Source organism: Streptomyces sp. NPDC006134 (genome assembly GCF_040628835.1).
In the GTDB taxonomy this organism is placed as follows: domain Bacteria; phylum Actinomycetota; class Actinomycetes; order Streptomycetales; family Streptomycetaceae; genus Streptomyces.
In genome coordinates this window covers 15,230-31,867 of record NZ_JBEXTV010000023.1, presented here as the reverse complement: position 1 = coordinate 31,867, position 16,638 = coordinate 15,230, and the positions used below count along the sequence as shown (strand labels likewise).

Here is a 16,638-nt window from a genome sequence, read left to right as displayed (position 1 = left end):
CTCCTCCCCCTGCGCCCCTGGGCGGTGTGCCGCGCCGCCGCCCCCCCCGGGGGTCGGGGGGGGCCCCCCCCCCCCCCCCCGCCCTCCCGGCCCGGCACGGACCTCACCCACGGTCTCTCCACCGGCGGGCCACCGGCCCGCCGGTGAGCCGCACCCCCCTCACCTGCACGGCATCCCCGGCGCGGGACGGGAGCGGCCCGCACGGCGGGCCGCCGGATCCGCCCCCCGCCCCAAAACCGCCGCCTGACGCACCCCTGCGGTTTTTCGCCAGGTTTCGCATCGGGGCCACAAAACTTCCACAGAGACCACACCATGTGACGCGACGGACGCGTCGACGACCGGCCTCTGAGGGGGAAGCCGGCGTCGCGCGAGGGGGTGCGTCCGCTCCGCGGAGCGATGCCCACCCCTGCCCTGGGAGGGGACATCACCGCATGAAGCGGACCATACGCACCGCCCTGCTCACGGCGGGCGCACTCATAGCCGCCCTCGGCGTACCGACCACGGCGGCATCCGCCGACGCCGCGGCGCCCCGGATCGACCTGCGCGTGCTGATCGTGAGCGACGGTGGCCCGTCCACCGAGGCCATCGCGGCCGAACTGGACGCCGCCGGAACGCCGTACACCGAGATCGATCTCACCCGGTCCGACCGGCCGGTGATCGACGCCCGCTACCTCGCGGACACCGTCGACGGACGGGACCGCGCGAAGTTCCAGGCCGTCGTCCTGCCCAACGACAACCCGTTCCCCGCGGACTCCGCGGAGATGGCCGCGCTCGTGGCCTACGAGAAGACCTACGGCATCCCGCAGGTCGACGCGTACACCTATGCCCGCCCCGAGGCCGGGCTCCAGTACCCGGTCCACGGCGGCTACTCCGGCAGCGTCGACGGGGTGCGGGCCGAGGTGACGGACGCCGGCCGCGCGGGCCCGTTCGGCTACCTCGACGGACCGGTGCCGTTCGAGGACAACTCGCCCACCGTGGGCGAGAGTTACGCCTACCTGTCGACGCCGGTGGCCGGTGCCGACTTCACCCCGTACGTCCAGGCGCCGATCCCGGGCACGGCGAAGCGGGGCTCCCTGATCGGCGAGTACCGGCACGACGGGCGGCGCGAGCTGGTCGTCACCTTCGTCTACAACCGGCACCAGCAGCAGTTCCGGCTGCTGGCCCGCGGCATCGTGCGGTGGATGACCGGCGGCGTGCACCTGGGCACCTCCCGCAACTACTTCGCCGTCCACGTCGACGACGTGTTCGCGGCGGACGACCGCTGGAACGCCACTCTCGACTGCACGCCCGGCGACGTGGACTGCACGGACCCGAACGCCACCCCGGACCCGATCCGCATGTCGCCCGCGGACGTCGACCACGCCGTCGCCTGGCAGCGGGAGCGCGGCTTCACCCTGGACCTCGCCTACAACGGCGCCGGCAGCGCCGACCACCGCGAGGACAACGGCGGCGCCGACCCGCTGGCCGACAGGTTCCTCGCCCAGCGGAACGAGTTCCGCTGGATCAACCACACCTACACGCACGCCTTCCTCGGCTGCGAGCAGGACACCGCGGTGGTGCCCTGGCGGTGCGCCACGAACGCCGACGGCAGCACCCGGTGGGTCAGCCGGTTCGAGGTCGCCGACGAGATCGCCCACAACCGCGTCTGGGGGCGGCTCGCCGGACTCCCCCTGGACGACGACGAGCTGGTCACCGGTGAGCACTCCGGACTGCGGGTGCTGCCCCAGCAGCCGGCCGACAACCCCAACCTGGCGCTCGCCCTGGCCGACAACGGCGTCACCTGGCTGGCCTCGGACAACTCCCGCGAGCCGCAGCAGCGGCAGGTCGGCCCCGCCACCACGGTCCCCCGCTACCCGATGAACATCTTCTACAACGCCGGGCGGGCCGCCGAGCAGGTCGACGAGTACAACTGGATCTACACCAGCCGTGCCCAGGGCGGCAGCGGCATCTGCGAGGACAACCCGGCCACCACCACCTGCCTGCCCGCCCCGCTCGACGCGGCCACCGGCTACACCGGGCACATCGTGCCCCTGGAGCGGCGGATCGCCCTCGGCCACGTCCTCGCCAACGACCCGAAGCCGCACTTCATCCACCAGTCGAACCTGGCCGAGGACCGCATCGCCTACCCGGTCCTGGACGGCGTGCTCGACACCTACGAGACGCTGTTCGCGGAGAACACCCCGGTGGTCAACCTGCGGATGAAGGAGATCGGCAAGGAGCTCCAGCGGCGCGCCGCCTGGCGGACGGCCGTACAGAGCGGGCAGGTCACGGCCTACCGCGTCGGCGGCACCGTCACCGTCGACGGCCCGGCCGGCGTGGCGGTCCCCGCGACCATGCCGCAGGGCACCACACGCACCGGGTCGGCCTTCGGCGAGGCGTACGCCGGCGAGCGGTCCGGCTGGACCGGCGCGGGCAGCACGCCGCTCACCCTCACCCTGCCGGCGTCCGCGTCGCCTTCCTCCTCCCCTTCCACGGCCACCGGCGCGGACGGCTCCGCTCCGGCCCCGGCCCCGGCCCCGGCCCCGGAGACCCGGGTGCCCCGGGGCGTGGCCGAGCCGGTCCTCCCCGGCACGGCGGGCTGACCGGCGTACGGCAGGCACCGGGGCCCCGGCCGCCCACCGGCGGCGGGGGCCCGCACGACCACCCCCACACCTCGGCCGTGGAGCACAACGATGCACGTTCACCACGGCGCGCGGCGCTCCGGCGCACCGCGCGTCACCCTGCTCACCGAAGGCACCTACCCGCACAGCCACGGCGGTGTGAGCGTCTGGTGCGACCAGCTCGTCACCGGCATGCCCGACCTCGACTTCGACGTCGTCGCCGTCACCGGCACCGGGCGCGAGCCGGTCGTGTGGGACCTGCCCGGGCACGTCTCGCGCGTCGTGTCCGTGCCGATGTGGGGCGCCGCTCCCCCGGGCCGCCCGCCCCGCGGCCGGGCCCGCCGCCGGCTCGCCGCCGCCTACGAGCGGTTCCTGGCCGCGCTGGTCGACCCGGGCGCCGAGGACGGTTTCGCGCCCGCCCTGTACACGATGGCCGCGGCGGCGTCGGAGGGCCTGCTCGGCCCCTTCCTGCGGGACGACACGGCGGTCGCGATCCTGACCGGGGTGTGGACGCGGCCGGGGCTGGTGGTGCGGGAGGCGCGGCCGACGCTGCACGACGCGCTCACCGCGACCGCCCTGCTGGAACACGCCCTGCGCCCGCTGGCCGTGCCGCCGCCCGAGGAGGGCGTGGCCCACGCGGTCAGCGGCGGGGTCGCCGTGCTGCCGGGGCTGGCGGCGCTGGAGCGGCACGGGGTTCCGCTGCTGCTCACCGAGCACGGCGTCTACCTGCGCGAGCGCTACCTCGGCTACCGGACCGCGCCGTACCGCTGGCCGGTCAAGGCGGTGGTCCTGGGCTTCTTCCGGCTGCTGGCGGAGGAGACCTACCGCCGGGCGGCGCTCATCACCCCCGGCAACCGCTACAACCGGCTGTGGGAGGAGCAGGGCGGGGCCGACCCGGCGTCGATCCGCACGGTCTACAACGGCGTCGACCCCGCCGCGTTCCCCCCGGCCGGGCCCGAGCCGGAGCACCCCACCCTGAGCTGGGCCGGGCGGGTCGACCCGATCAAGGACCTGGAGACCCTGATCCGCGCCTTCGCCCTGGTCCGGGCCCAACTGCCCGGCGTGCGACTGCGGTTGTTCGGCGGGACGCCCCGGGGCGGGGAGGGCTACCGGGAGCGCTGCGAGGCGCTGGCCGCCGGGCTGGGGCACGCCGACGCCGTGACGTTCGAGGGGCGCGTCGACGACATCAGGGACGCCTACGCCGCCGGGAACGTGGTGATGCTCTCCAGCATCAGCGAGGGTTTCCCGTTCACCCTGATCGAGGCGATGTCGTGCGGGCGGGCCACCGTCTCCACGGACGTGGGCGGGGTACGGGAGGCCGTGGGCGACACCGGTCTCGTGGTGCCGCCGCGCGACCCGGAGGCGATGGCCGCCGCCGCGCTGGAGCTGCTGCGCGACCCGGCCCGGCGCCGGGCCATGGGCGAGGCGGCCCGGCTGCGGGTCGTCGAGCAGTTCACCCTGCGCCGGACCATCGACACCTTCCGCGCCGTCTACCACGAACTGGCCGCGGGCACGCGGGAGATGCCCACCCGGATCGTCCTGCCCGCCCCGGCGGTCACCGGCCTGGGGAGCCTGACCGGATGAGCGGGCCGATGTCCCTGGAACCGGGCGGCGCCGAGCAGGAGACGCTGGCGCTGCGGCTGGCCCGGCCCCGCCGCCGGCCCCGCTGGGCCCTGGACGACAACACCACCCTCACGATCCGGCTGCCCCGGCGGGGGCCCGACGAGGAGGCCGTCAGCGCGCTCGCCGCCGAACTGGCCGACCGCATCGGCCCCGCCGTCCATCCGTACGAGGTGGCCGCGCTGCTGGAGTCGGAGGGCATGACCGCCTCCGTGATCAAGGAGCGCTACGGCCATCCGAACCTGTTCTCGCTGGCGTCCGCGCTGTACGCGCGGGTGCCCCGGACGTTTCCCGAGCCGCCGCCCGCGGCCGACCCGTGGCGGCCCGACACGGTGCGCTGCCTGCTGCGCGGGGTGCTGTTCGCGCTGCCCGCCCTGGCCTACCTGCTCACCGCCCCGCTGTGGCGGGCCGACCGGCACGCCGCCGTCCTGATCGTGGCGGGCGTCGTCTCCTGGGCGTGGGGGCAGGCGCTCGGCCACCGGGCGCACCTGCGGCTGGTGGCGGGGCGCCGGGAAGCGGCCCGCGCCCTGCTGACCGGGTCGCTGCTCGGCGCGGCGGTGGCGACGGGCCTGGCCGCGCTGCCCGCCGGGGGCGGTCCCGTCACCGCGGTGGCGGCGGCCCAGTCGCTGTACCTCGCGGCGGCCGGGGTCCTGCTGGTCCTGGGCCGGGAGCGGCTGCTGCTGGCCGCGCTCAGTCCGCTGATCGCCGGTGCCGTGGTGCTGCCGTGGTGGGAGCCCGGCCCGCCGCTGCGGGCGGGGCTGGTGCTGCTGGCACTGTCGGCCACGCTCGCCGCCGCCGGGCGCGTCCTGCGGGCGGGCCTCGCCGCCCCGGCCGCCTCCGGCGGTCCCCGGCCGCGCCTGCTGTCCTCGCTCCCCTACGGCCTGTTCGGTCTGGCCGCGGCGGTCCTCGTCGTGCTGGAGGGCCGGCGGGAACCGTACGCGGTGATCGCCCTGACCGTGAGCATGGGACCGGCCGAGTGGCTGCTGTACCGCTACCGCGGCTGGTCGGTCGCCGCGCTGCGCGCCAGCGCGACGCCCCGGGCGTTCCTGCTCCGCTCGGCCGCGGTCCTCGCCCTGTGCCTGTCCGGGTACCTCCTGCTGTTGCTGCCCCCGGCCCTGCTCACCGGCTCCGGCCCGGCCACGCTCCTGCCGCTGGCGGCCACCCTGTGGACCGCCCTGCTGCTCCAGGCGTTCGGGGCGGCCTGGCCGCCGGCCGTGCTCTGTCTCCTGGCCGCCGCCGCTGCCGGGGCGGTCATCTGGCTGGACCTGCCGCCGGGCCCGGCCGTCCTGCCGCCGGTCTGCGGGGTGGCCGCCGTCTGCCTCGCGGCCTGCGCGGTCCATCTGCTCGGCCGGCCCTCCCCGCACTCCTGACCACCGCACTCCCGACCACCGCACTCCCAGCCACCGCACTCCCAGCCACCGGACACCGGACGGCCGCCCCGGGCACCGCTCCCCGGAGCCCGGTGCCCTCTTCACCGCACCACCCGTCGAAAGGAAACCCACAGGTGACCTCCGCACCGCTCGCCGCCGTCACCGGAGCCGAAGGGTTCATCGGCTCCCATCTCACCGAGGCGCTCGTCGCCTCCGGCCACCGTGTCCGGGCCATGGCCCAGTACAACTCGTTCTCCTCCTACGGCTGGCTGGAGACGCTGCCCGCCGACGTCCTGGACCAGGTGGAGATCGTCCTCGGCGACGTCCGCGACCCCGGCTCGGTGCGCGGCCTGCTCGACGGCGCCGACTGCGCCTACCACCTCGCCGCGCTCATCGCGATCCCGTACTCCTACCAGGCCCCGCACAGCTACGTGGACACCAACGTCACCGGCACGCTCAACGTGCTGGAGGCGGTGCGCGCGCTGGGCACACCGCGCCTGGTGCACACCTCCACCAGCGAGACGTACGGCACCGCGCAGACCGTGCCGATCACCGAGGACCACCCCATCAACACCCAGTCGCCGTACGCCGCGTCGAAGGCCGGCGGCGACCGGCTGGCCGACAGCTACCACGCCAGTTTCGACACGCCCGTGGTGACGCTGCGGCCGTTCAACACCTTCGGGCCGCGGCAGTCGATGCGCGCGGTGATCCCCACCGTCATCGGGCAGGTGGCGGCCGGGCAGCGCACCATCACCCTCGGCGACCTGCGCCCCACCCGGGACTTCACCTTCGTGGCGGACACCGCGCGGGCGTTCCTGGCGGTGGGCACGGCACCGGCGGAGCGGGTCGTGGGCCGCACCTTCAACGCCGGGACGGGCGGGGAGATCTCCGTCGGCGACCTGGTCACGCTGATCGGCAAGGTGATGGACGCGCCCCTCGACGTCCGCGAGGACCCCGCGCGCCTGCGGCCCGCGGGCTCCGAGGTGATGCGGCTGGTCGCCGACGCCTCCCGGCTGACCGCGGCGACCGGCTGGCGCCCGGGCCACACGCTGGAGGAAGGGCTCGCGCGGACCGTGGAGTGGTTCGGCGATCCGGCCAACCTGGCCCGCTACAAGACCGGCATCTACAACATCTGACCCCGACCGGCACGCACCGCAGGAGGTAAGCCATGCACGCAGTCATCCTTGCCGGAGGAAAAGGCGTCCGGCTGCGGCCGTACACCACCGCGCTGCCCAAGCCGCTGGTGCCCATCGGCGACCAGCACGCCATCCTGGAGATCGTGCTGCGGCAGCTGTCCACGGCCGGTTTCACCCACTGCACCCTCGCCATCGGCCACCTCGGCGAGATCATCCGCGCCTACGTCGGCGACGGCTCCCAGTGGGGCATGAGCATCGACTACGCCACCGAGGAGAACCCGCTGGGCACCATGGGCCCGCTGCTCACCCTGCGCGAGCGCCTGCCGGAGCACTTCCTCGTGATGAACGGCGACGTGCTCACCGACCTGGACTACGCCGACGTGCTGCGCCGGCACGAGGCGTCGGGCGCGCCGCTGACCATCGCGACCTACGCCCGCAAGGTGCACATCGACTTCGGGGTGCTGACCACCGACGAGAGCCGGGTCGTCGCCTTCACCGAGAAGCCCAGCATCGACTACCGGGTGTCCATGGGGGTCTACGGCGTCTCCCGCGCCACCCTCGACGGCTACACGCCCGGGCTGCCGCTGGGCTTCGACGAGCTGGTGCTCGACCTGCTCGCCGCCCAGCGGCCGCCGCACGCCTACGAGTTCGACGGCTACTGGCTGGACATCGGCCGCCCCGACGACTACGACCGGGCCAACGCGGAGTTCACCAGCCGCAAGTCGCTGCTGCTCAAGGGAGCCTGACCGCCCATGCGCATCCTCGTCCTCGGCGCCTCCGGTTACCTGGGCGGCCATGTCGTCGAACGGCTGCGGGCCCTGCCGGGCGCGCGGCTGTCCCTCGGCGGCCGCTCCCCCGCCGCCGACGTCACCGCCGACCTCGCCCGCGACCGGCCTCGGGAGCTCGTGTCCGCGCTGGCCCGCATCGCGCCCGCCGCCGTCGTCAACTGCGCGGGCGCGACCGGCGGTGACGCCGTCACCCTGGCGGAGGTGAACGCCCGGGGGCCCGCCGTGCTGTGCGCGGCGCTGCGCGAGGCCGCTCCCCGGGCCCGCCTGGTGCACCTGGGTTCGGCCGCCGAGTACGGGCCCGGCACGCCCGGCCGGCCGGTGACCGAGTCCGGGGCGACCGCTCCGGCCGGCCCGTACGGCGCGACCAAGCTGGCGGGCACGGTGGCGGTGACCGCGTCGGGGCTGGACGCGGTGGTGCTGCGGGTGGGCAATCCGGTGGGTCCCGGGGCTCCGCGCACGGGGCTGCCCGGCCGGGTCGCCGCGCTGCTCGCGGACGCCGGGCGCGGCCCGGAGGCGGTACTGCGGCTCGGGGACCTGTCCGCGTACCGCGACTTCGTGGACGTACGCGACGTGGCGGAGGCGGTGGCGCAGGCGGTCACCGCGCCGGGGCCGCTGCCGCCGGTCCTCAACATCGGCGGCGGCCGGGCGGTCCCGGTCCGGGACCTGGTGCGGACGCTGGCGGACGCGGCCGGGTTCCGGGGCCGGATCGTGGAGGAGGCCGCGGGCGGCTCCGCGCGGTCCGCCGACGTCTCCTGGCAGTGCTCGGACGTCACCGCCGCCCGCGACGCGCTCGGCTGGCGGCCGGCGCGCTCCCTGGAGGCGTCGCTGGCGGCCCTGTGGGCGGCCGCGGGCGCGCGGTCCCCCGGCCCCGAAGGGGCGGCGGCACGGTGAGCCTGCTGATCCCGCTGTACGTCCACCCGGCCGAGGACCCCGCCGCGTGGCACCGGCTGATCACCCGTGCCGCGCGCACCTACGCCGTCGTGCTCAACCCCGCCAGCGGGCCCGGCGACCGCCCGGACCCGGCGTTCGCCGCCGCCGCCGGGGCGCTGCGCTCGGCGGGGGCCCGGCTGCTCGGTTACGTCGACACGGACTACGGCGCGCGGGACCCGGCCGAGGCCGTCGCCGATCTGCGCAGGCACCGGGAGTGGTACGGCGTGGACGGCTGCTTCCTGGACCGGGTGACCGCCGCGCCGGACGGGCTGCCGGCCTGCCGCCGCCTGGTGCGGTCCGTGCGCCGCCTCGGTGCCGCGCCCGTCGTCCTCAACCCGGGGGTCCACCCCGCTCCCGGCTACGCGCGGCTCGCCGATCTGACCGTCACCTTCGAAGGCCCCTGGTCCCTGTACGTGTCGGCGTTCAGCCGCCCCGCGTGGGCCGCCCGGCACCCGCCCGAGCGGCTGTGCCACCTGGTCTACGGGGTGCCCGAGCCGCTCGTGCCGCTCGCCGTGCGGACCGCGCGCGAGCGGGGCGCGGCCGTGTGCGGGCCGGTGACGGGCGAGCCGCCCAACCCCTGGTCCCGGCTGACCCCCGCGCTGGCCGAGGCGGAGCGGTGAGGCGGCTCGCGGTGGCCGTGGTGGCCGCCCTGTCCCTGGTGGCGGGCCTCACCGCGTGCTCCGGCGGCGAGGGTTCCGAGGCCGGCGGCACGTGGTGGCGGCCGCGTCCCGGGCTGGCCTGGCAGTGGCAGCTCGACGGCCGGGTCGACCCCTCCGTCGACGTGCCCGTCTACGACATCGACGGCTTCGAGAGCAGCGCCTCGGACGTCGCCCGCCTGCACCGGGACGGGCGCAAGGTGATCTGCTACGTCAACGTCGGCGCCTGGGAGGACTTCCGACCCGACCGGGACGCCTTCCCCCGCTCGGCGCTGGGCGGGCCCAACGGCTGGCGGGGCGAGCGCTGGCTGGACATCCGCCGGGTGCGGGCGCTGCGGCCCGTCATGGAGCGCCGGTTCGACATGTGCCGGGACAAGGGGTTCGACGCGGTGGAACCGGACCTGGTCGAGGGCTACGCCCACGACACCGGCTTCCCCCTCACGGCCCGCGACCAGCTCCGCTACAACCGCATGATCGCGGAGATCGCGCACGAGCGCGGCCTGGCCGTGGGCCTCAAGAACGACCTGCCCCAGATCCCGGACCTGGTGGACGACTTCGACTTCGCGGTCAACGAGGAGTGCGCGCAGTACGGCGAGTGCGCCCTGCTCGAACCGTTCGTCGCGGCGGGCAAGGCGGTCTTCCACGTGGAGTACGCGCGGCCCACCGCCGGCTTCTGCCCTCTGGCCCGGAAGCTGCGGCTGTCGTCGATGCTCAAGAAGCCGGAACTGGACGCCTGGCGCGAGCCCTGCTGACCGGCCCGCGGAGCACACCCGGTCCCGGCTCGCGGAGCACGCCCGGTCCCGGCCCGGGGAACACCCCGGCTCCGGCGGTGGCCGGCCACGACGGCTCACCGACGCCGGTGTTCCGCGCCGCTCTCACGAAACGCCCTCCTGATCGAACGAGAGGGATCGCTCCTCCTCCCCGGCGCTCTCGCCGAGGAAGCCGCCCGACTGGTGCTGCCACAGCTTGGCGTAGGCGCCGTCCGCCGCGAGCAGTTCCTCGTGGGTGCCCTGCTCGACGACGCTGCCGCGGTCGAGGACGACGAGGCGGTCCATGCCGGCGACGGTGCTCAGGCGGTGGGCGACCACGAGGGCCGTGCGTCCGTCCATCAACCGCCACAGGGCGTCCTGGACGAGGAGCTCGCTCTCCGAGTCCAGCGCGCTGGTCGCCTCGTCGAGCAGCAGGACCGGGGCGTCGCGCAGGATGGCCCTGGCGAGGGCGACGCGCTGGCGCTGGCCTCCCGAGAGTTTGACCCCTCGCTCCCCCACCAAGGTGGCGAAGCCGTCGGGGAGCTGGTCGGCGAACTCCGTGACGTGCGCGGCCGCGGCCGCCGCGCGGATCTCCTCGTCGGTGGCGCCGGGCCGGGCGAAGGCGATGTTGTCCCGCAGGCTGCGGTGGAACATGGCGGGTTCCTGCGGGACGTAGGCGATCAGTGAGCGCAGGTCGGCCTGGCGCAGCCGGCCGATGTCCTGGCCACCGATCAGGATGCGTCCGCCGTCGATGTCCGACATCCGCAGCAGGAGCCGGGTGAGCGTGGTCTTGCCGCCGCCGGACCTGCCGACCAGACCGATCCGTGCGCCTGCGGGCACGTCCAGGTCGAGCCCCTGGAAAATCGGCTTCGCGCCCGCGTGGGCGAAGGTCACCGCCTCGAAGCGGATGCCGGTGTCCCGCGGTGCGAGCGGTTCGGGGTCGGCCGGGTCGAGCACGGTGGGCGGATCCAGCAGCAGCTCCGTGAACTGCGCGGCCTCGGTCACCGAGCTTTCCAGACGCCGGTAGATCTGGTTGAACTCGAACATGATCTGGGTCGCGTTGGAGTAGTAGGTGAACGCGACGACGATCTCCTCCACTCCCTGGTCCGGGCCGCCGAAGGCGATGACGGCCAGCAGACCCAGCACGTTGGTCAGCACGGACATGGGAGCGATCAGGGTGTCGACGCGCAGATTGCCGTAGTCCCACGATTTCAGCGTCAGGCGCCGGGATTCCGCGACACGGCTGCGGTGTTCGCCGGCCTCCCGCCGCTCGGCCGCGAACGCCCGGACGGTCTCCATGTTCGCGAGGCTGTCGGCGACGTGGCCGGAGACCCGGGCGATCGCCGCCTCGCGGTCGCTGACGAGCCGCTGCCGGCGACGGATCAGCGGTGTCGCGGCCACCGCGGTCAGCGCGATCATCGCGAGAAGACCGGCGACGAGCATCGGTTCGTAGCTCCACAGCACCACGGCGCCGAACACCAGAGGGACGAGGCTGCCCACGATCCGGTACGTCACCGTGTCGACGACGTCCTCGAAGCGCTTGCCGTAGCTCAGCACCCGTTTGGTCAGGGAGCCGGCGAAGTTGTCGTGGAAGAACGCCGCGTCCTTGGCGAGGAGTTCGTCCATGCCGCTCACGTACAGGTGTTCCATGCCGAGGGCTTCCACGCGGTTCAGGCAGTGCTGCCCGATCCGCCACACGGCCTCGGCGAGCAGCAGCGTCCCTCCGAAGCCCAGCACGTACGGCAGCGCCGAGGCGAGGGTGAGACCGCCGTCGCCGGCGGCCTGCCCCGCCAGTTTGGCGATCAGCAGGGGGGCGACGTAGCGGATGCCGATGTTGCCCACGGCCGGCAGCAGCAGCGCGGGCAGGGCCGGCCGTCGTAGTCGCAGCAGTTCCCGGCCGTAGTGGCGCAGTGCCAGGACCACCGCGCTCCTGCCCGGCGCCGGCCCTCGCGTGTCTGTCGTCCCCATCACACTCCCGGAGGTTCGGAAGCCGGAAGTGTCCCGTCAGGGGAGGCTCTCGGTCCAGGCATTTACCGCAGACCGACGAGAACCGGACACCGGGGCCGCGTCCGCTCGCGAGGACGCCGGGTGCCCGGCCGGGAAGGCGGTTCCCCGCTCCGTCTTCCCGGCCGGCCCGGCCGCGGACGCCCCCCGGCCGCCCGCGGCCGGAGGTCAGATCGCGCAGCTCGCCTTGGGGGTGTAGAGGCGGTACCAGGTGCTCGGGCCGACGATGCCGTCCGCGCCCCCGGTGGTGCCGTTGCAGCGCTGGACGTAGGTCACGGCCCGGTAGGTGGCGTTGCCGTAGTCGCCGTCGACCGTCAGCCACTCCGGGTAGTCGCTGTAGTTGTTGATCAGACACTGGACCTGCTTGACCGCCGCGCCCTCGTCGTCGGGGTAGACGTACGGGCGGGAGGAGTCGGAGATGTAGTTGCACAGGCTCTCCGCGCTCGCCGAGGAGGCTCCGAACATCAGCCCTCCGGACGCCAGCGCGAGAGCGGCTCCGGCGGTCACGAGATGACGGGTGACACGCATGCGGTTCTCCTTCGTGGGATCGTCCCCGCGCGACGGGGACGGGGCCGGACTTTCCTGCGGACGTGGTCCGTTCGTTCCGTACGGCGGTCTTCGCGCCCCGGACCGCCCGGTGCCGCGGACCGGGGTGCGCCGCCGGAACGAGACGTTAGGCGGAACCCGCCGCGCGCACCTCGGGGCAGACCCTGAGATGTGCCGGGAAGGGACGGGGACGGGAGAGGAGGGGGCGGGCGGTGGCGCGGCCGGGCTGTGGTCACGGAACCCGTCACTCTGCGACCATGGCCCCGGTCTCTCCCGGGGGTTCCGCCGGTGGGGACCCGCGCCGTCCGGAAGACGGGCCGCTCACCGGCGGCCCGCGGCCGAACGGCCCGGCGCACACCGCTCGGAAGACGGACGGGGAGGTCATGGAGCGTACGGCCGCGGCGGCTTCGCCCGGTACGCGTCACGCCTCGCAGTCCCCGCGCCGCACCCTCGTGCTCCTCGCGTGGGCGGTGGCCGCGCTCGCCGTCGGGGTGTGCGGCGCCTGGGGGTACGCGCGGGCCGGCGGCGGCCCCGGCGAGGTCGCCCGCGACCTGCTGGTGGGCTGGACGTACGCGGCGGCCGGGCTGGTCGCATGGTGGCGCCGCCCGGCGAACCGCACCGGCCGGCTGATGCTCGCGGAAGGGCTGACCTGGTTCATCGGCAACCTGCAGGGTTTCGGCCGGCCCCTGCTCGTCGGGCTCGGCGCCTGGGGCGAGGCCCTGAACCTCGCCGTCCTCGGCCATCTGCTGCTCGCCTTCCCCGAGGGCAGGGTGACCGCCCGGCGCGAACGGCTCGTGGTCGGCGCCGGGTACGCCCTCGTACTGGTGGGAGGGCTGGTGCGGGCGCTGCTCTACGACCCGGCCGGTGCCGGTGCCGCGGACAGCACGTACCTGCTGTGCGACGGCTGCCGCCGCAACGCCCTGCTGGTGGTCCGCGACCTCCAGCTCTTCACCGCCGTGGACCTGTTCTACCGGTGGGCGGGCGTCCTGCTCACCCTGTGCGTCGCCGTGCTCCTGGCCTCCCGGTGGCGGCTGAGCAGTCCCGCGTACCGCCGGCTGCTGCTCCCCTCCGGCGTGCCGCTCGCCCTCCTCGCGGCCTTCGCCGGCTGGGAGGTCCTCCACGTGGTCGCCCCCGGTCTCCTCCAGGGCAGCGAGCTGCTGCCGGTCCTGCTGTCGGACGCGGCGCAGGCGGCCGTTCCGGTGGCCTTCCTGGTGGGCCTGCTCCGTACCCGCCTGCGCCGCGCGGTCGTCGGCAACCTCGTGATCGCGGCCGGTCCCGCCCCCACCGCCCACCGCCTCCAGACCGTCCTGCGGGAGGTACTGGGCGATCCGGCCCTGCGGCTCGGCCTGCCCTCCGGCCGGCCGGACACCCCCTACGTCGATCCCGACGGCCGGCCGCTGCGCGTCACCACCCGCGCGGACGGCGTACGGACGGACGGCGGCACGGTCCGCGCGGACGGGTCTCCCGACGTGGCGGTGACGGCCGTCGGACCGGCGTCCGCCCCGGCGGCCGTCCTGGTGCACGACCGTGCGCTGTGCGACGACCCCGGCCTCCTGGCCTCCGTGGCCGCGTCGGTCGCCCTGTGCCTGCACAACACCCGGCTCGTGCGGGACGCCGGCCGCAGCACCGCCCGGACCCGCGCCCTCCAGGCCCGTCTGCTGCGCGCCGCGGACGAGGAGCGCCACCGCCTGGAACGGGCGCTGCACGACGGCGCCCAGGCCCGTCTGGTGTTCGCGCTCATGACGCTGAGCCGTGCGGCGGGCCGGCCCGGGGACGAGCCGCTGCTGCGGGCGGCCGTGACCGAGGCCGAGCGCACCCTGCGGACGGCCCTGGCGGAGCTCCGGGACCTGGCCCACGGCCTGCACCCGGCCGTGCTCACCCGAGGCGGTCTGGGGCCGGCCGTCGACGCCCTGGCCGAGCAGGCGTCCGTACCGGTCGTGGTGATGGTCGAACCCGGCCGGTACCCGGCGCTCACCGAGACCACGGCGTACTACGTGATCTGCGAAGCCCTGACCAACGCCGCCAAGCACGCTCAGGCGCGGGCCGTCACCGTGGAGACGCGCAGGCAGGGTGACCGGCTGGTCGTCCGGGTCGCCGACGACGGCGCGGGCGGCGCCGACCCGTCGGCCGGGAGCGGCCTGCGCGCGCTGGCCGACCGGGTGGCGGCGACGGGGGGCGTCCTGCGGGTCGACTCCCCGGCGGGCGGGGGCACCCGGGTCCACGCGGAGCTGCCGTGCGGGTGAGGCACGGGCACGCCCGCGGGCGGACCGGGCAAAGGAGCGGCGTACCGTGCCCGGCCGCGTGCCGGGAGCGGAAGGAACCGGAGGTGAGGGAGGTGCCGTGCGCGTGATCGTCGTCGAGGACTCGGCCCTGCTGCGGCAGGGACTGGCGCGACTGCTGGAGGACCTGGGCATCCGGGTCGTCGCCCAGGCGGGCGACGCCGAAGACCTGCTGGGCCTGGTGGCCGCCGAACGGCCCGACGTGGTCATGCTCGACATCCGCATGCCCCCGACCCACACCGACGAGGGCATCCGCGCCGCCGCCGCCGTCCGCCGGCGCCACCCCGGCACGGGGGTGCTGCTGCTGTCCCAGTACATCGAGACGAGCGGACCGGTCGAGGCCATGGCCCGTGACGGCCGGGGGTTCGGCTACCTCCTCAAGGAACGCGTCACCGACGCCGAAGCGCTCCACGACGCCCTCAAGCGCGTCGGCCAGGGCGAGTCGGTGCTCGATCCGGCGGTCGTCGAGCGGCTGATGGGACGGCGCCGTACGGACGACACGCTCGGCGCTCTGACGGACCGCGAGCGTCAGGTGCTGTCCCTCATGGCCGAGGGACGCTCCAACGAGGCGATCGCCACGCGCCTGCACATCACCCCCAAGACGCTGGAGACCCATATCCGCAGCGTCTTCACCAAGCTGGGCTTGGAGCCCGACCTCAGCGTCCACCGCCGCGTCCTGGCCGTGCTCACCTGGCTCGCCCGCCCCCGGCCGGGGCGGGGGCCGGAGCCCGGCGGGTACGCGTGCCCGCCCTGAGGGGCCGGCGGGCGGGGCGGTTCCTTCCCCTCCGGTCTTCCACGGCCTCCCGCCGCCGCCTTCCATAACGCCGTGCAGGGGGCGGGGCGGGACCTCCCCGCGGGGCGGCCGGGGCGGTTACGTTGACGGGCGATCACCGGCGGAGTCCGCCCGTCGAGGACCGGGGGACGAGCAACCGGTCCGCCCGCGTGGCGGGCGCGCTCCGTGTCAGGCACATCCCGTCTTTCCGCCCCACCGAGGAGACCGAGGACCCGCCATGACTCCTTTCCCGCCCGATGGATCCGGTACCTCCGATGAATCCGGTACCCCCGACGCATCCGGTGCCGGAGCCGACCGCCCGGTCAGCCGCAAGAACGTGCTCAGGGCGGCCGTCGCCGCCGGCGCCGCCATCCCGTTGCTCGCCACGGGCGCGGCGGCGCTCGCCGGGGACGCCGACGCCGGAAACGCCGGCTCCCGGAAGCGGTCCCTCGCGCCGACGCCCAGCTGCGACGACGGCGACGACCCCACGCCCGACCAGATGGAGGGCCCCTACTTCAAGCCGAACTCCCCGAGGCGCACCAGTCTCGTGACGTCGGGGACCCCCGGCACCGCGCTGACCGTCAGCGGCTACGTCTTCGGCCGGAACTGCGTCCCGCTCTCCGGCGTCCTGCTCGACTTCTGGCAGGCCGACAACGCCGGCGCCTACGACATGGCCGGATACACCTTGCGGGGACACCAGTTCACCGACGCCTCCGGCGCGTTCGTCCTGCGGACGATCGTGCCCGGTCTCTACCCGGGCCGCACCCGGCACATCCACGTCAAGGCCCAGGCACCCGGCCGGCCCGTGCTCACCACGCAGCTCTACTTCCCCGGCGAGCCGCGCAACGCCACGGACGCCCTGTTCGACCCGGCGCTGCTGATGAACGTCCGCGACGCCGGCGGCGGCAAGGAGGCCACCTTCGACTTCGTGCTCGACGTGCTGGGCGAGCCCACCGACCCGCCCACCGACCCGCCGGGCGGCACCTGGGCGCCCGGCCGCTCCTACGCCGTGGGCGCCCAGGTCACGTACGGCGGTGCCGCCTACCGCTGCCTGCAGGCCCACACCTCCGTGGCGGGCTGGGAACCGCCCAACGTCCCCGCCCTGTGGCGCCGCGTGTGACTCCCCGGCCCGCGAGGGGGCGCCGCTGACCGGTCCGGGCGGTTCGGCCGGCCGGGAGGGCCGGGTGA

13 protein-coding genes are annotated in these 16,638 nt (G+C 75.1%); 11 read left to right on the top strand and 2 right to left on the bottom strand.

The features are described from left to right. Positions 1 to 431: 431 nt before the first annotated feature. The 8 genes from ABZ340_RS17200 (at position 432) to ABZ340_RS17165 (ending at position 9,852) form a co-directional block, all read left to right on the top strand. Complete coding sequence (locus tag ABZ340_RS17200; RefSeq protein ID WP_358782590.1) at positions 432 to 2,582, top strand: hypothetical protein; 2,151 nt, start codon at positions 432 to 434, stop codon at positions 2,580 to 2,582. A gap of 90 nt (positions 2,583 to 2,672) precedes the next feature. Further along, complete coding sequence (gene pelF, locus ABZ340_RS17195) at positions 2,673 to 4,184, top strand: GT4 family glycosyltransferase PelF (RefSeq protein WP_358782589.1); 1,512 nt, start codon at positions 2,673 to 2,675, stop codon at positions 4,182 to 4,184. Further along, positions 4,181 to 5,590 carry a hypothetical protein gene (locus ABZ340_RS17190; RefSeq protein ID WP_358782588.1) on the top strand — a complete coding sequence of 470 codons (1,410 nt, stop codon included), beginning with the start codon at positions 4,181 to 4,183 and terminating at the stop codon, positions 5,588 to 5,590. Before pelF ends, ABZ340_RS17190 begins: the two co-directional genes overlap by 4 nt. 134 nt (positions 5,591 to 5,724) lie before the next feature. After that, on the top strand, positions 5,725 to 6,726 hold the full coding sequence (locus tag ABZ340_RS17185; protein WP_358782587.1) for a GDP-mannose 4,6-dehydratase: 1,002 nt from the start codon (positions 5,725 to 5,727) through the stop codon (positions 6,724 to 6,726). A 32-nt stretch (positions 6,727 to 6,758) separates the two neighbouring features. Then, entirely contained in the window at positions 6,759 to 7,472 is a 714-nt protein-coding gene (locus ABZ340_RS17180) for a sugar phosphate nucleotidyltransferase (RefSeq protein ID WP_358782586.1), read from the top strand. Between the two features lie 6 nt (positions 7,473 to 7,478). After that, the gene (locus ABZ340_RS17175; protein WP_358782585.1) at positions 7,479 to 8,405 is read left to right on the top strand and encodes an NAD(P)-dependent oxidoreductase; all 927 of its coding nucleotides are present in this window, start codon (positions 7,479 to 7,481) and stop codon (positions 8,403 to 8,405) included. Then, positions 8,402 to 9,064 (top strand): spherulation-specific family 4 protein, encoded by a 663-nt coding sequence (locus tag ABZ340_RS17170; protein WP_358782584.1) that lies wholly within the window; start codon positions 8,402 to 8,404, stop codon positions 9,062 to 9,064. Before ABZ340_RS17175 ends, ABZ340_RS17170 begins: the two co-directional genes overlap by 4 nt. After that, on the top strand, positions 9,061 to 9,852 hold the full coding sequence (locus ABZ340_RS17165; RefSeq protein WP_358782583.1) for an endo alpha-1,4 polygalactosaminidase: 792 nt from the start codon (positions 9,061 to 9,063) through the stop codon (positions 9,850 to 9,852). The genes ABZ340_RS17170 and ABZ340_RS17165 overlap by 4 nt, the downstream gene beginning before the upstream one ends. A 123-nt stretch (positions 9,853 to 9,975) precedes the next feature. Here the strand turns inward: ABZ340_RS17165 and ABZ340_RS17160 are convergent, their stop codons facing one another. Further along, positions 9,976 to 11,817 carry an ABC transporter ATP-binding protein gene (locus ABZ340_RS17160; RefSeq protein ID WP_358782582.1) on the bottom strand — a complete coding sequence of 614 codons (1,842 nt, stop codon included), beginning with the start codon at positions 11,815 to 11,817 and terminating at the stop codon, positions 9,976 to 9,978. A gap of 204 nt (positions 11,818 to 12,021) precedes the next feature. Further along, entirely contained in the window at positions 12,022 to 12,381 is a 360-nt protein-coding gene (locus ABZ340_RS17155) for a peptidoglycan-binding domain-containing protein (protein WP_358782581.1), read from the bottom strand. A 401-nt stretch (positions 12,382 to 12,782) separates the two neighbouring features. Here ABZ340_RS17155 and ABZ340_RS17150 point away from each other — a divergent pair, with 401 nt between their 5' ends. The 3 genes from ABZ340_RS17150 to ABZ340_RS17140 all read left to right on the top strand — a co-directional run bounded on the left by ABZ340_RS17150 (position 12,783) and on the right by ABZ340_RS17140 (position 16,570). Further along, positions 12,783 to 14,642, top strand: coding sequence for a histidine kinase (locus ABZ340_RS17150; protein WP_358782580.1), 1,860 nt, complete (start codon positions 12,783 to 12,785; stop codon positions 14,640 to 14,642). Between the two features lie 103 nt (positions 14,643 to 14,745). Then, on the top strand, positions 14,746 to 15,432 hold the full coding sequence (locus tag ABZ340_RS17145) for a response regulator transcription factor (protein WP_358782649.1): 687 nt from the start codon (positions 14,746 to 14,748) through the stop codon (positions 15,430 to 15,432). Between the two features lie 256 nt (positions 15,433 to 15,688). Continuing rightward, complete coding sequence (locus ABZ340_RS17140; RefSeq protein WP_358782579.1) at positions 15,689 to 16,570, top strand: carbohydrate-binding protein; 882 nt, start codon at positions 15,689 to 15,691, stop codon at positions 16,568 to 16,570. The last annotated feature ends 68 nt before the right edge of the window (positions 16,571 to 16,638 follow it).